At 71.6% G+C, this 14,638-nt stretch carries 14 protein-coding genes; 6 read left to right on the plus strand and 8 right to left on the minus strand.

What is annotated here, in order from left to right; all coding sequences use genetic code 11:
- Positions 1-77 precede the first annotated feature (77 nt).
- The 5 genes from OG842_RS35765 to OG842_RS35785 form a co-directional block, all read right to left on the minus strand.
- Positions 78-1,148: a LacI family DNA-binding transcriptional regulator gene (locus tag OG842_RS35765; RefSeq protein ID WP_266734904.1), complete on the minus strand. Its 1,071-nt coding sequence runs from the start codon at positions 1,146-1,148 to the stop codon at positions 78-80.
- Between the two features lie 84 nt (positions 1,149-1,232).
- Positions 1,233-2,474, minus strand: coding sequence for a mandelate racemase/muconate lactonizing enzyme family protein (locus tag OG842_RS35770; protein ID WP_328512604.1), 1,242 nt, complete (start codon positions 2,472-2,474; stop codon positions 1,233-1,235).
- Between the two features lie 12 nt (positions 2,475-2,486).
- Positions 2,487-3,452 (minus strand): D-2-hydroxyacid dehydrogenase, encoded by a 966-nt coding sequence (locus tag OG842_RS35775; RefSeq protein WP_266734901.1) that lies wholly within the window; start codon positions 3,450-3,452, stop codon positions 2,487-2,489.
- Positions 3,446-4,426, minus strand: coding sequence for a PmoA family protein (locus OG842_RS35780; protein ID WP_266734900.1), 981 nt, complete (start codon positions 4,424-4,426; stop codon positions 3,446-3,448). The genes OG842_RS35775 and OG842_RS35780 overlap by 7 nt, the downstream gene beginning before the upstream one ends.
- 128 nt (positions 4,427-4,554) lie before the next feature.
- Complete coding sequence (locus OG842_RS35785) at positions 4,555-5,520, minus strand: antibiotic biosynthesis monooxygenase (protein WP_266734898.1); 966 nt, start codon at positions 5,518-5,520, stop codon at positions 4,555-4,557.
- 89 nt (positions 5,521-5,609) lie between these two features.
- Here OG842_RS35785 and OG842_RS35790 point away from each other — a divergent pair, with 89 nt between their 5' ends.
- Entirely contained in the window at positions 5,610-6,194 is a 585-nt protein-coding gene (locus tag OG842_RS35790; RefSeq protein ID WP_323185848.1) for a nucleoside deaminase, read from the plus strand.
- Positions 6,195-6,349: 155 nt separating this feature from the next.
- Here OG842_RS35790 and OG842_RS35795 read toward each other — a convergent pair whose 3' ends face one another.
- Entirely contained in the window at positions 6,350-6,541 is a 192-nt protein-coding gene (locus OG842_RS35795; protein WP_266734896.1) for a DUF6381 family protein, read from the minus strand.
- 130 nt (positions 6,542-6,671) lie between these two features.
- On the opposite strand from OG842_RS35795, the gene OG842_RS35800 reads away from it, so the two are divergent.
- Positions 6,672-7,367, plus strand: coding sequence for a ribonuclease H family protein (locus tag OG842_RS35800; RefSeq protein WP_266734895.1), 696 nt, complete (start codon positions 6,672-6,674; stop codon positions 7,365-7,367).
- A gap of 189 nt (positions 7,368-7,556) precedes the next feature.
- On the plus strand, positions 7,557-8,288 hold the full coding sequence (locus OG842_RS35805) for a CDP-alcohol phosphatidyltransferase family protein (protein WP_266734893.1): 732 nt from the start codon (positions 7,557-7,559) through the stop codon (positions 8,286-8,288).
- Here OG842_RS35805 and OG842_RS35810 read toward each other — a convergent pair.
- Positions 8,263-8,703 carry an adenylyltransferase/cytidyltransferase family protein gene (locus OG842_RS35810; RefSeq protein ID WP_266734891.1) on the minus strand — a complete coding sequence of 147 codons (441 nt, stop codon included), beginning with the start codon at positions 8,701-8,703 and terminating at the stop codon, positions 8,263-8,265. The genes OG842_RS35805 and OG842_RS35810 overlap by 26 nt on opposite strands.
- Positions 8,704-8,938: 235 nt before the next feature.
- On the opposite strand from OG842_RS35810, the gene OG842_RS35815 reads away from it, so the two are divergent.
- Genes OG842_RS35815 through OG842_RS35825 form a run of 3 tightly spaced genes read left to right on the plus strand, consistent with a single transcriptional unit; the run spans position 8,939 to position 13,121 of the window.
- Positions 8,939-10,204: a glycosyltransferase gene (locus OG842_RS35815; protein ID WP_266734889.1), complete on the plus strand. Its 1,266-nt coding sequence runs from the start codon at positions 8,939-8,941 to the stop codon at positions 10,202-10,204.
- Positions 10,201-11,874, plus strand: a complete 1,674-nt coding sequence (locus OG842_RS35820) for a lipopolysaccharide biosynthesis protein (protein WP_266734887.1) — start codon at positions 10,201-10,203, stop codon at positions 11,872-11,874. Before OG842_RS35815 ends, OG842_RS35820 begins: the two co-directional genes overlap by 4 nt.
- Positions 11,871-13,121, plus strand: coding sequence for a hypothetical protein (locus OG842_RS35825; RefSeq protein WP_266734885.1), 1,251 nt, complete (start codon positions 11,871-11,873; stop codon positions 13,119-13,121). Before OG842_RS35820 ends, OG842_RS35825 begins: the two co-directional genes overlap by 4 nt.
- Here OG842_RS35825 and OG842_RS35830 read toward each other — a convergent pair.
- The gene (locus tag OG842_RS35830) at positions 13,084-14,595 is read right to left on the minus strand and encodes a hypothetical protein (RefSeq protein WP_266734884.1); all 1,512 of its coding nucleotides are present in this window, start codon (positions 14,593-14,595) and stop codon (positions 13,084-13,086) included. The genes OG842_RS35825 and OG842_RS35830 overlap by 38 nt on opposite strands.
- Positions 14,596-14,638: the final 43 nt, after the last annotated feature.

Raw genomic sequence — 14,638 nt, forward strand, 5'->3', positions numbered from 1 at the left:
ACTTGGTGCGTCAAGCCGGAAGTTCGGTGATTTAACGCGTCAACTCACTTTTCCGAAAGGAGACTTGATCTGCGGGATCAGCCGATCAAACGGGGCGGCGGTGCCGTACTGGCCCGTACCACCAGGCGCGAGGGCACGGCGAGCGTGCGCGGCGAAGCCGTCGCGTCGCCGAGGGCCAGCAGCAGCGCCCGGCGGCCGATCTCCTCCAGCGGCAGCCGTACGGTGGTCAGCGCGGGGGTGACGTCGCAGGCCACGGGCAGATCGTCGAAGCCGACGACGGAGACGTCGGAGGGAACGCTCCGGCCGAGGTCGTCACGGAGCGCGGCGAGCGCACCCAGCGCCATGGCGTCGTTGAGCGCGAACAGTGCGGTGATCCCCGGCGACCTGCGGAACAGCCGCACCGCCGCGGTCCGCCCGCCCTCCCGGGTGAAGTCGGCCTCCACGCGGTGGTGCTCCTGCACGACGACGCCCAGCTCGGCGGCCCGCTCCAGGAAGCCGAGCAGCCGATCCTGTACGGAGACGAGGGCCAGTGGTCCGCAGATGACGCCGATCTCGGTGTGCCCCAGCCCGGCGAGGTGCTCGGCGACCGCCCGGCCGCCCTCGCGGTTGCCCGGCACGATGGTGTCCACCGGGAGGTCCTGGTGCGCGACGGCGGTCACTCGGCCGCCCTGTGCCGCGAAGGCCTCCAGCTCCTGGGTGAGCGCGGGGCTCCCGCCGGTGAAGCCGGATCCGGCGAGGACCACGGCACGGGCCCGCTGCGCCCGCAGCCGGGCCACGTACTCCGCCTGGAGTCCGGGCTCGTGGAAGGTGCCCGCCAGCATCACCAGGAGCTTGTGGTCGCGGGCGACCTCCATGACACCGGCCGCGATGGCGGAGTAGTACGCGTCGTTCACGTCGTGCACGACCAGACCGACGATGGACGTCGTGGACTGCACGAGCGCGCGAGCCGGTGCGTTGGACACGTAGCGGAGCCGGGCGGCCGCCTCCAGGACGCGCTCCTGGAGCTCCTGGGTGACGTTGCGGTCGCTGTCGCTGAGGACGCGTGAAGCCGTGGCGAGAGAGACCCCGGCGTCCTGCGCGACCTGCTGGAGCGTCACGGCGGACGACGGGCGGGGACGGGCTGAACGTCGATTGACCTGGCTCTGCATGGGGCTACGATAGCCGCACTGAAAGCGTTTTCCCATTGCGCAGGCCACAGGAAACCGGCCACCGGCACCCTCCCGCCCGTGAGGTCAGTCCGTGCGCCACCGGCCCGGGACGGCGGGTGGCAACGGAGTCGCACAGCGGCAGACGGCATCGTCCCGGAAGGCGTACCGCCGCTCGGTCTCCGGAGTGAGCCGGACGCCGAGCCCCGGGGCCCGTGGAGCGAGCAGGTGACCGCCCGCCAGACGGAACGGTTCGACCAGCAGGTCCGACCGCAGCGGGTACCCGGGCATCGGCCACTCGGCCAGCCGTCCGCCGCCCGCGAAGGCGGTGTGATAGTTGGCCGCCTGGCACACGGCGCTGCCCCAGCAATGGACCACCACATCGACCCCGTGCTCCGCCGCGCCCGCGAAGACTGCCAGCGTCTGGCGCGGACCGCCGACGACCGTGACGTCCGGCTGCACCAGGTCGTAGTGCCCAAGGGCCATGCGCTCCAGCAGTTCCTGCGCGGTGGTGACGGTCTCCCCGCCCGCCACCGGACAGCCCGCCGCCCGCCGCAGAGCGGGATACTCGGCGGTCCGGGCGGGCCCCAGCGGCTCCTCCAGGAACCGCACCGGCCACCGGGTGCCGCCCCTTACCGCGTCGAGGAACGCCAGCGCCTGCGCCACAGACTGGCCCGGGTCCGCCAGATTCTGTGCCATGTCGACGGCGACGCCGATGCCGTGCGCGGCCGCGTGTTCCAGCGTCCACACCGCCTTGTCCGCCTCGTGGCCCCGCGACCTGATCTTGAAGGTGTCGATGCCGAGGGCCGCCACGGCGGCGATCTCGGCGGCCATCGCCGACGGGGAGGTCGAGTCGCCCCCGCTGGCGTAGAGCCGGATCGCGTCCGTGCGGCGGCCGCCCAGCAACTCGTACGCGGGCACGCCCGCCCGCTTCCCGAGGGCGTCCACCAGGGCCGCCTCCACGGCGGAGACGACGTGGCGGGCCGCCCCCTGGAGACTCCAGTAGCCCGTCACGAGCACCATGTCCCGGTACCGCTCCTCCAGCTCTCCGGCCGGACGGCCGATCAGGTACGGGGCGATCAGATCGACCGTCGACACGAAGACCTGCGGCGCGAAGACGGCGAGGTAGCCCTCTCCGAGCCCGGTCGTACCGTCGTCCAGAGTGACCTCGACCAGACCCGTCGTGCGCCACCCGGTCGGCAGCGCCAGACGCACCTCCAGATTCTCCGGATCCGCGTACGGGGCGCTGAGCAGCACCGGCCGGATCGCCGCGATGCGCACTCCGTCGCCGATCGGTGCGTCGTGGTGCGGGGCGGGGGGTTCGGGCATGGCGTCGCGTCCTCAGAATCCTCTGGACCACTGCACGGGGTTTCGCAATGGTGAACCGGCATGGAAACGGCGCCAGTTGTCGGCGAACAGGTCGACGACCCGGGCGCTCTCGTCCGTGGAACCACCTGCGGTGTGCTGGGTGAGGACGACACCGGGACAGGTCCACAGCGGGTGACCGGCGGGCAGCGGTTCCTCCCCGGTGACGTCCAGCACGGCTCCGCCGAGCCGCCCGGAGGTCAGCCCGGACACCAGTGCCTCCTCGTCCACAAGCGATCCCCGCCCGGCGTTCACCAGAACGGCTCCCGGCCGCAGCAGGGCCAGCCGTCGCGCGTCGAGCAGTCCGCTCGTCTCCGGCGTCCCGGGCAGCAGCCCCACCACCACGTCGAATCCGGGCAGTCGCTCATCGAGCCCGGCCAGGGTGCGGATGTCGCCGGAGCCGCGCGCGAAGTGCGTGACGGGGCAGCCGAACGGGCCGAGCAGCTCGGCGAACCGCCGGGCGATGGAGCCCCGGCCCAGGACGAGCACCCGGGCCCCGGTCAGCAGACGCAGCCGGGGCCGCACGGCGGACTTCGCCCAACTGCCTTCGGCGCGCAGCCCGGAAAGCAGGTCGATGCCGCGATGGAGCGTCAGGATTCCCGCCAGGCAGGACTGTGCCACCGGGTCGGCGAAGACATCCCCCAGGTTGGTCACGGTCAGCCGTCGGCCGAGTACGGGCCAGTCCAGCCCCAGATAGTCGTCGATCCCGACCGAGGCGAGCTGCAGCCACTTCAGCCGGGGCGCGTTCGCCACCCGGTCCGCCCGGGGATTGCCGAGTGCCGTGCCGGCCTCGGCGAGGGCGCGGGCATCCGACTCCGACGTGGTTCCCGGCTCGGCGAACCACACGGGCCCGGGAAAGAGTTCACGCAGGCGGGCGCGCTCGGCACCGGGGAGCGACAGCTCCACGTACAGGCCGCCACGGTCCTTGTCCGGGTTCACCACGGGTGCTCCGCGAGATACTCGGTGATCCGTTCCCGGTCCCACTGCCCGTCCGCGACGGTGACCCGGTAGCGGCGGGCCAGGGTGTCGCCCGGGGCGAGCTCCAGCTCCTCGTGGAACGCGAATGAGGGGGCCACCGCGGCGAAGGGCTCGTCGCGGACGAACCAGTGCGCCGGGTGGGTGCCGGCCGCTCCCGTGTGATCGTTCTCCGGGGCGTGCTGGAAGATCAGTGTGGCGTGTCCGTCGGCGCCGTCGTGTTCGCCGCTGTAGGCCAGCCAGGGGGCCTGCGCCCCCATAAGCACCGGGCCCTCCCCGTCCGGGCCGAGGATCCGGCCGCCGCGGAAGGCGCGGGGCCCGCGCCAGAAGAGGCCGGTGTAGCCGGCCGCCTCCCGGCCGTGGGTCGTCGGGCTGCCGAAGAGCAGCGGTTCGGTGCGCCGGTTGGTGATCGCGCTGGACCAGGTCAGCGTCCAGCTGCCGCCGGTGCCCTTCTCCGTGGTGCCGGAGCTTGTGCCGGTGCCGGATCCGGCACCGGTGTGCTCGACGTCATGCAGTTCGATCCGGCGCAGCTCGTCCGCCCAGTGCGTGCCGTCGTTGTGGCGCCAGCTCAGCCGCTCCGCGACGACCGCGCGTCCGGCATCCGCCGCGATCTCGTCGAATCCGATGTGCGCCATCGACCCGACCCGCTCGGGCAGCGGCACGTAGTCCCGGCCGTGCACATAGGTGTTGCCTCCCCACAGGTTCTGCCCGGAGAGGTGGGAGGCCGTCATCTGGAGGCCCTTGTGCCAGCGGTGATCGTTTGGCCGATAGCCGGTGACAACGTTGTCGGTCAGTGTGCGCATGGGGTGGATGTACGGCTTCGGGGCCTCCCAGGCCGCTTCCGGACGGTAGACGTAACTGATCAGATCGATGCCGCCGCGCTCCTCCGTGACCGTGATCCGGTCGCCGTGGGCGTGCGTGATGCGCAGTGGGCTGCTCATGTCCCGAGTCTCCTGGATGCGGCTGGAAAGCGCTTACCGCAACCTAGGGCCTGCGTCGGAGGGACGTCAACAGCAACGCGGGACGAGGGCGGCTGCGATGCGGAAGGGGTGGTGCGCGTGCGCCGCGGTCAGCCGGTGGTCAGGCCGAAGACGGTGATGATCACCAGGTAGCACACCGTCACGACGGCGGCCCCGGCCACATGGACCCGGACCGACCGCGCGCGGCCGGGCAGCAGCCAGAACGCGAGTGCCCGGTTGACCAGAGGCATCAGCAGCCAGGTCAGGATGCTCACGCTCAGTACATTGCTGAGGAACAGTGCGACGTACCCCGGTACCCCCAGGCGCTTGAACCAGTCACCCGCCGTCAGCTCCAGAATCATCACCGTCGGATACAGCGCCAGCACCACGGACATGGCCTGCTTCCAGTTGGGCGGCACGCCCTCCTGCGGGCCCGACCCGAAGCGGAACCAGCCGCCGAACGCCGAGCCGATCTTGCGTACGTCGTAGGAGTCGAAATGGCCGCGCCCTTCCTCGATGAGCCGCCGGCGGGCATCGGATGCGAGCCATGCCTCCAGGTGTTCCCGGGTATCGAACCGGAATGCCACCACCCAGCGGTCCTGGATGCCCTTCACCGGTCTGAACAACTCGGACCCCATGAAACCCGGTTGCTTCTCCTGCTCCTTGAGGATCTTGGACTGCCAGTGCAGGAAGTCCTGCTCGTGACCCGGCCGCACATCGTGCGAGACCACGGCCGTGACGACGTCGTCGGTCGGCGTCCCGCCGGAGAGCACCTCCTGTGTGGCCGGTCCGTCGAACAACGGAAGGCCCTCGTCGAGGAGTTGCTGACGCGCTGCCGACTTCAGCCAGCGCGTGAGCTGATCGAGGCGGGAGAAACGGAATACGACGACCCACTCGTTCTCGTCACCGGAAGCCGGTGGGTACATCTCCGTCCCCTGGAACCCGTTGAAACCCCGTACGACTTCGTTGGTCCTCTCCTGCCAGCGTCTGTAGTCGTCGTTCCGGCCGGCCCGGACCCTCTGGGAAATGACGACCGTGGCACTGCCGCCGGGGTCGGGGCTTGCACGGTTACTCATGCGGAGTAGTCTAGTTCTAAAGGGAGTTATCGGACAAATAGGGTAATTTTAGCCCCGAAAGGTGGTCGCGCCAGGAGGGCGAGCGCCGGATGAAGAGGGTTTCCGTGATGGGGCACAAGGAATTCATGGCCGAAGCCGTGCGGCTGGCCACCGAGTCCGTCGAGGAGGGCTGGGGCGGGCCGTTCGGTGCGGTGATCACCAAGGACGGCGAGATCATCGCGCGTGGGCAGAACCGGGTACTGCTCACCGCCGATCCGACCGCGCACGGCGAGGTGGAAGCCATCCGCAAGGCCATTCAGGTCTTCAATCCCGAGGCCCCCAGCATCTCCGAGGCGTACCTGGACCGGTACACGCTCAAACTGGTGCCGCGTCCCGAGGGCTCGCCCGATGTCGTGCCGGAACGTGCCAGGATGCTGCAGGGGTGCACGATCTACACGAGCGGGGCCCCGTGCCCGATGTGCATGAGCGCCATCTACTGGGCCCGCATCGGTGCCGTCTACTACAGCTGTGACTGGAAGGCGACGCAGGAGATCGGTTTCGACGACGCTTTCCAGTACGAGGACTTCGCCAAGCCGCCGGACCGGCGCAGCATCACGCTGGAACAGGTCCACCCCGAACTGGGGGCCACGTCCTACCGGGCCTGGGCGGACAGGGCGAACAAGCATCCCTACTGAATAAGCAGCGACCGAGGACCGAGGACCGAGGACCAGGGGACCGGGGAACCGGGGATGCCGGGCGGCCTGCGGAGCCGGCCCGGCACGGCGGCCGACGGCTTGCCGCACACTCATGGAAGAGCGGCAAGACGTCGGCCGTTGGTGCGGGGCGGGTCCTACTTGGGCGGACGGATGCTTCCGCCGCCCATGTTGCCCTGCTGGTCGCACTGCTCCTGCAGCTTCCGGGCCTTCTCCTGGAGCCGCTGGCGCTGCTCAGGGTCGGTGGTGCGCTCGGCGGCCTCGGTCATCTGCCGGGCCTTGTCACGCAGCTGCTGCGCACGGTCACCGGATTCACGTGCAACGCTCATCATCGCTCCTTGTGCGGTTGGGAAGAGCGGGCTCCATCAGAGAACCAGTGCCGCCGGGTCGCCGCACCTCGAATCGTCACTCAGAGTGACGGTCTCCGGGAGGCGTCGCGACGCTGGCATGATCAAGGGCATGAACGAGAGCATCATCGCCGCGTGTGACGGGGCGTCCAAGGGCAATCCGGGACCCGCGGCCTGGGCATGGGTCGTGGCCGACGCGCAGGGCCGGCCCGAGCGCTGGGAAGCGGGACCGCTGGGCACCGCGACCAACAACGTCGCTGAACTCACCGCGCTGCGAGAGCTGTTGGAGTCGACGGACCCCGCCGTGGCGATCGAGGTACGGATGGACTCGCAGTACGCGATGAACGCGGTGACCAAGTGGCTGCCGGGGTGGAAGCGCAACGGCTGGAAGACCTCGGCCGGCAAGCCGGTGGCCAACCGTGACCTGGTGGTCGCCATCGACGACCGGCTGACCGGCCGGACCGTGCGCTTCACCTACGTCCCGGCCCACCAGGTGGACGGCGACCCGCTCAACGCAATCGCCGACCAGGCGGCCAGCGAGGCCGCGGTGGCCCAGCGGCCGGCCGGAACCGCGCACGGCTCCACGCAGCTGCCGACACCGGCCCCCGCCCGGGCGACCGAGGGTCGGCGCGGCGGCGCGGCGACGAAGAAGGCGGCGGGCGCGGCACGTCCCGCCCGTTCCGGCGGCACCATAAAGGCCAGGTTCGCGGGCCGCTGCCACTGCGGAAAGCCTTACGCGGCACAGGACATGATCGCCAAGAACCCCAACGGCTGGGGCCACCCGGAGTGCCGCACCGCCCCCGCCTGAGAAGCATTGCCGCCGCTAGCGGCCCGCCGGAGTGAGGCAGTGCCTGTCCGGCGGATCGGGGTCGGTGCGCCCGGGTTGCCCCGCGCGACCGGGTCCGCGTGCCATGATGCGGTTCCGGTGGCGGTGTCCGCGCATTCCTGGGGGGCGATGCCGACGCCGTTCGCAACGGTGGGACGCTGGGGGGGGCGGATGGGAAGCAAGGGCACGGTCCTGCGTGAGTTGCGCGGCGCGCAGAAGACCGCCAAGGGGGTGTCGCTCTACTCGCGGTACGTGAACCGGCCGGCGGGCCGGGTTCTCGCGGCCGTTGCGTACCGGATGGGGCTGACACCCAATCAAGTCACTTTGATCAGTGCGGCTTTCACGTTCGCCGCGATCGCCTCGGTGGCACTCGTCCATCCCTCCGTCGGGCTCGCGGTCGCGGTCTACGCGGGGCTCGCCATCGGCTTCGCCCTCGATTCGGCCGACGGGCAGCTGGCCAGACTCACCGGCGGGGGAGGCCCGGACGGCGAGTGGCTGGACCATGTCGTGGACTGCGCCAAGATGATCCTCGTGCACACCGCCGTGCTGATCTCCTTCCAGAGGTTCTCCGGAGTGCCCGGCGAGGGGTGGCTCCTCCTGCCGCTGGGTTTCCTGTTCACGGCGGTGCTGACGTTCTGCGCGGGGCTGCTGCGCGAACAGCTGGGGAAGGCTGCCGCCCGGCCCGTGGCAGGCGCCGGGGCCGGCGCCCCGGTGTCCCGTCTGCGGGCCGTGGCGCTGCTGCCCGCCGACTACGGGGTGTTCTGTCTGGTGTTCCTGCTCCTCGGTGACCGCACCGCGTTCCGCATCGGCTACGCGGTGCTCGCCGCCGTGCACGCGCTGTTCCTGGTGGTGTTCCTCGCCAAGTGGTTCACGGAACTCAGAGCGCTCCGGACTGCGGACTGACGAGTGTGTCCAGCGCCCGGCGCAGCTGGGTGCTGGACGTGTGCACGGTGTACGGGAAGTAGACGACCTCCACGCCGACCTTGGCGAAGTCGCGTTCCAGCCGTTTCCCCTTCTCCGTGTCCCGCCAGTCGTCCCCCTTGAAGATCACGTCGAACCTCACCTGCTGCCAGGTCTCGACCTTGTCGGGCACCGTCTCGACGAACGCGGCGTCCACGTAGCGCACGCTGCGTACGATCTCCAGGCGCTCCGGCAGCGGAATCACCGGCCGATGGCCCTTGGCGAGCGCGGCCATCTCGTCCGAGACGACCCCGGCGACGAGGTAGTCGCACTGACTGCGGGCGTGCCGCAGGATGTTCAGGTGTCCCACATGGAAGAGGTCGTAGACCCCCGGCGCGTAGCCGACCCTGTGCACCATCCGTTCTCTCCCCCCACGGTGAACGTGATGTCCGTGTCCCGCAGCAGTTGTCCGGACATGCCATCCGGTGCGGTGGGATATCGGTATCGGTGTTGATGGAGCAACGACCTTACTGTGAAGACCACTTGCGCATCTCGTGAACGGATAAGCTCGCTTTTGGGGCTGTTCCCCGAGGAGAGTCTGGGGGCTGTTCCTTGGGGGAACACCGAATGTTCCGGGGGGAAGGCGAGCTTCCATGTCCGATGCCGATCGTCACAAGCCGTTCGAGGGCCGTACCCTGCTGCTCGTCTCGACGAACTACGCGCCGGAGCTGACGGGCATCGGCCCGTACGCCGCGCAGCTCGCCGAGCACTGGGCGGCGGCCGGGGCGGACACCCATGTACTGACCGGGATGCCGCACTACCCGTCCTGGCGGATCGAAGCGGAGTACCGGGGGGTGTGGCGGGTCGCCGAGAAGCGGGCCGGGGTCACCGTGCACCGGCGAAGACACTATGTGCCGTCCCGTCAGACCGCCCTGCGCAGAGCCGCGTTCGAGGCGACGGTGCTGGGGCACGGGCTGCTGTCTCCGCCCGCCTCCAGGCCGCCCGACGCGGTGTTCTCGCAGGTGCCCAGTCTCGCCGGGGGCGTCATCGGGGCCCGGCTGGCCGGCCGCCACCGGGTCCCGTACATACCCGTCGTGCAGGATCTGATGGGCGCCGCCGCCGCGCAGAGCGGCATCCGGGGCGGCGGCCGTGCCGCAGCCGTCGCCTCGGCCGCCGAACGGTACGCGCTGCGCTCCGCGGCCCTCGTCGGAGTCATCCACGAGAGCTTCGTGCCCCGCGTCACCGCGTACGGGGTGGACCCGGGACGCATCCGTACGGTGCCCAACTGGTCGCATGTGCGGGCCCCTTCCGCCGACCGGGCCGGGACCAGGGCGCGCCTCGGCTGGAGCGAGGGCACCCCGGTGGTCCTGCACTCCGGGAACATGGGGCTCAAACAGGGCCTGGAGGTCCTCGTCGACGCGGCCCGGCTCGCGCCGGAGATCCGCGTGGTGCTCATGGGCGACGGGAATCAGCGCGAGACGCTGCTGGCGCGCGCGGCGGGCCTGCGCAACCTCGACATCCTGCCCCCGGCCGACGCGGGCGAGTTCACTGACGTCCTCGCCGCCGCAGACGTGCTCGCGGTGACCCAGCGGGCCTCCGTGCTCGACATGAGCGTCCCCTCCAAGCTCACCTCCTACTTCGTCTCGGGCCGGCCCGTGGTGGCCTCGGTCGCCGAAGGGGGAGGCACCGCGCAGGAGGTCCAGCGGTCCGGCGCCGGGCTCCTCGTCGCCCCGGAGGACCCCGCGGCGCTGCTGTCGGCCGTACGCAAGCTCGTCGAGGCGCCGGCCGGGGCGGACGCGCTCGGGGCCAACGGACCCCAGTACGTCGCACGTCACCTGGGCCGCGAGGCGGGCCTGGCCCGCTTCGACGCCCTGCTCACCGAGGTCCTCGCGGACGTCGAAGGGAGACCACGCAGATGAACCAGCCGATCCGCGCCCTGGAGGACCAGGACGAACCCGCCCTGCTGAGGGACCAGTTCCGCCAGCTCCTGCGCTACCGGGCCCTGCTCGCCTCCGGCGTGGTCGTCGGGCTCGTCGGGGGCGGCTGGCTCGCGCTGAGCGGCGAGGAGAGCTACACATCGACGGGCGAGGTCGTCGTACGTTCCGCCGCCTCGGACCCGTTCGCCGCCGGTGCCTCCGCCGACAAGGGCATCAACATCGGCTCCGAGCGGCAGACCGCCGTCAGCGACACCGTGGGCACCCTGGCCGTCACCACCCTGGCCGGACAGGGCGACCGGGTGGCGGTCGGGCCGCTGCTCTCCGGCCTCCAGGTCACCAACCCGCCCAACACCCTCGTGCTCCGCTTCGCCTACACCGGCCGCACCCCCGCACTGGCGAAGGCACGGGCCCAGGCGCTCGCCGACGCCTACCTGGAGATACGCCGCCAGCGCACCGAGAACAGCATCGCCCACATGGTCGACGGCTACCGCGCCCAGCTGACCCCGCTCACCGAACAGCGCGACCAGCTGGCGGCGCAGGCCGGCAGCAGCAACGACGTGACCAGCGCACGGGCCAACCTCGTGGTCGCGATCTCCGAACTCAGCCGGAAGATCTCCGAGCTGCGTGCGCTGGACACCACCCCCGGCTACCTGACGAAGAAGCCCGCCGCCCCGAGCGAGCCCACCGGGGCCGGACTGCCGCTGCTGCTGGGGCTCGGCGGTGTCGTCGGACTCGCACTGGGACTGCTCCTGTCCTGGGTCCGCCTGGTCTTCGACCCGGCCGTGCGCTCGACCCGGGAACTGGTCGGTTCGCTCGGCGCGCCCCTGCTCGGCACCCTGCCCAGGGAGCGTGCGTACGGCGGCTCGCTGCTGGCCATCGGGCGGAGCGGGAGCAGGCTCGCCGAGGAGTACCGTGCGGTCGCCTTCCGGCTCGCCTACGATCCGTCGTTCGCCGAGCGCCGCAGGCTCCTGGTCACCGCCCCGCGCGGGGACGGCGCGGCAGCGGCCGCCGCCGCGGCCAACCTGGCCGCGGCCTTCGCCGAGATGGGACGCGACGTGATCCTGGTCGAGGCCGATCTGCGCACCCCCGCACTGGCCGGGGACCTCGGCCCGGCGGCACAGGGTTCCCGGCCGCGCTGGGCGACCCGGGGCCGGCGCGCCTGGCCGTCGGACAGCCAGATGAACGTGGACGTACCCGGGTCGGGCGCCTTCACCCTGATAGCGGGCCGGCGTACGGACAACGTGCCGCGTGCCCTGACATCGGCACCCGTCGGCCGGATCGTCGCCGAGGGCGACCGGCCCGACGCCGTCGTCATCGTGCTGGCCCCGCCCGTACTGTCGTACGCCGACGCCGTCGCGCTGATCGACCGGGTGGAGAGCGTCGTGGTGGTCTGCGACCCGCGCGAGGTGCACCGCAGCGACCTGGAGCGGATCCGGGAGATCATCGGGGCCGCGGGCGGATCCGTGCTCGGCGCCCTGCTGCACCCCGGTCTGAGCCGCCACGAGCGCCGGGCCCGCCGGAAGGCCGCCAAGCGTCGGCCGGGCGGTGGCCGGCCGCCCAGGGACAAAGCGGGCCGCGGGCCGGAACACACCGGTGACCCCGCCGAGACGCTGGGGCTGCGTCCCTTCGACTCCGCCGCCGGACACAGATGAGGGCACGTACCGCGATCGTCTGTTCGGTCGCGGACCAGGGCGTGGCAGCGCTCACCAACATCCTGGTGCTGGTGACGGCCGCCCGGCTCTCCACCGTGGCGGAGTTCGCCCGCTTCTCGGCGGTCTACCTCGTCTTCACGGTGCTGCTGGGCGTGTCCGGCGCCCATACCGGGCAGCCGCTCGTGCTGCGACGCGGCGGGAGCGAGGAGGCGCGCGGCGCCTGCCGGTCGGCGGTGGCGTTCACCCTGATCGCGGCGGAGGTGCTCGGCGCGGCCCTGGCCGGGGTCTGTCTGCTGGTGCCGGGCGCCACCGCGAACGCCCTGATGGCGCTGGGGCTCGTCCTGCCGGTGGTGCTGGGCCAGGACATCATGCGTTATGCCTTCTCCACCCTGCACCTGCCGCACCTGGCGCTGGCGGGCGATGTCCTGCGACTGGTCTGCGTGCTGGGCGCGTTGGCCCTGCAACCGCTTGGCGCCCCCGCCGCCCGGCTCGTCGTGGTGTGGGGGCTCGCCGCGCTGCCGGCCCTGCTCCTGTCGGCCGCCCTGCTGCACCGGAGGGTGGCCGGGGCACCGGTGCGGCCGGGGGCCCTGCTGCGGCGGGGCCACCTCGGGAGGCGCTTCGTGGTGGAGTTCGCGGTGGGCAACGCCACCGGCCAGCTCTCCGTGCTCGGACTCGGCGCGGTCGGCAGCCCGCTGGTGGTCGGCGCGCTGCGTGGCGCGACCACCCTGTTCGGGCCGTTGAACGTGCTGTTCACCTCGGCCACCGGCTTCGGCCCGCCCCTGCTGGGCAGACTCGCCGGCGAACGGCGCAGGGTGCGGGCCGCCGCCGTGCTCGCGGCCGTCCTCGCGGCGGTCGCCGCCGCCTGGGCCACCGTACTGGCCCTGCTGCCCGACCCGGCCGGACGCCGGCTGCTGGGCGACACCTGGCCCACGGCCGCCGCCCTGCTCCCGGCGACCGGCAGCCAGTACACGGCGATGGCCGTCGGCACCTGCGGGCTGCTGGCCCTGCGGATGCTCGACCCGCGCACCACACTCGCCATCCAGGTGGTCTTCTCCCTCGCCTCCGTCGCCTTCCTCACCGGCGGCTATGCGCTGGGCGGGGTCCCGGGCGCGGCCTGGGGCCTGTGCCTGGGCTCCGGGTGCAAGGCGGTGGCCACCTGGACCAGGGTGGCCCGGCTCGCGAACCGTACGGCCGCGGCGCGGACACCCCTCAGCGCGGCTGCCGCCCGTCCCGGCGAAAGCTCGTGACCAGCAGCAGGCAGAGCGCCGCGACGGCCAGCTTGCCGACGGACTGCAACAACGGACCGCGCAAAAGGATGAAGGTGTACCCGGCGACCAGAGGTGCGGTGACCGCCAGGACGCTGCCGGGCCCCGGACCGTCCCGGGAGACGGCCCGCGCGTACCGCCGGTCGGTACGGGCGGCGGCGTACCCGATCAGTGCGAGGCCACCGACCATGCCCGGCGCACCGAAGTCGACCCACAGCTCGGTCCACAGCGGCGCCGACAGGTTGGTCATGTTCATCCCCATCCACTGACCTACGCGCACCCCCGTGTCCTCCGGCTTGCCGCTCCACACCGACCGGGGAACGAAGAAGAGTGCGGAGCCCGCCAGTTGACGCCCGTAGGTGTGGCCGCGGGTGTCGACCCAGGTGATCGTGTTGGCGAACATCACCGTCTGGTCGTAGTCCTTGGTGGCCAGCGGCTCGAAGACCGACGACGAGTCCACCGGCCGGTACCCGGCGCTGTCGTACCGGAACCGGTCCGCGTAGGGGAACAGCACCAGCGCCCCGACCACCCCCATGGCCAGCACCGAGCGGTACATCGCCGCGCTGCTCGGGAAGGCGGTGAACAGCAGCGAGACCAGCACCGTCAGGAACCAGTAACGGGCGTTGGACACCGGGTTGTTGACGATCACGTTGAGGACGGACAGCCCGGCCCAGACCAGTACCGCCGACGGGGAGCGCCGGGCCGCGCGCGAGGTCACCAGGCGACGGGTGAAGAAGAGCAGCGCCAGCAGTGCGGGCACCGTGCCGAAGCCCTTGAGGAAGGCCGACCCCACATTGGACCCGTCCGATCCCACCCCGCTCCCCGCGACCGAGGCGCTGATCTCCTGACGGCTGGTGAAGAAGACCGCCGGCCCGCCGACCTTCAGGACGTAGTAGCCGCTCGCCGCGAAGGCCAGCAGCACCAGCAGCCCGAGCCGCCCCGGGTGTGCCACCGCCGGACGGCCCCCGGAACGCGCGGCGACCCGCCGCCGCAGCGGCCGCCGCGACGCCAGCAGGGCCCCCAGGTCGAACGCTGCGCAGCCCACCAGGATCAGCGCGACGGCCGTCACCAGATCCGACCGCGGCCCGACCATCGGGGTGGGCGTCTGCCCGATGACGGCCTGGGCGAACGGCGCCACGCCCATCGCGATGTACACGAACATCCAGAAGACGCCCTGCAACAGCCGCCGCCGGGTGGAAAGGACCATGGTCGCGAGCCGGATCCCCGCATAACAGGTCAGCACCAGCTGCAGCCAGTACGCGGTGTCGCGGACCCCGGTGCCGGGCTGCGCGGCGATCACCGCGGGCAGGAAACAGACCAGGGCGAGGATGAGGGGCACGGCCAGGGCGCGCGAGAGCATCGCCCACGAACCGGGCCCGGCCTGCGCGTGGCCCGGCTCCCGCGGGCCGTGCTCCGGTACGGGTGCGGACGGCGCCGCCTCGTGCACGGACGTCATGTGCTCCCCGTTTCCGTGGACCTGTGAACACTCTAACGAATCA

Source organism: Streptomyces sp. NBC_00376, assembly GCF_036077095.1.
In the GTDB taxonomy this organism is placed as follows: Bacteria; Actinomycetota; Actinomycetes; order Streptomycetales; family Streptomycetaceae; genus Streptomyces.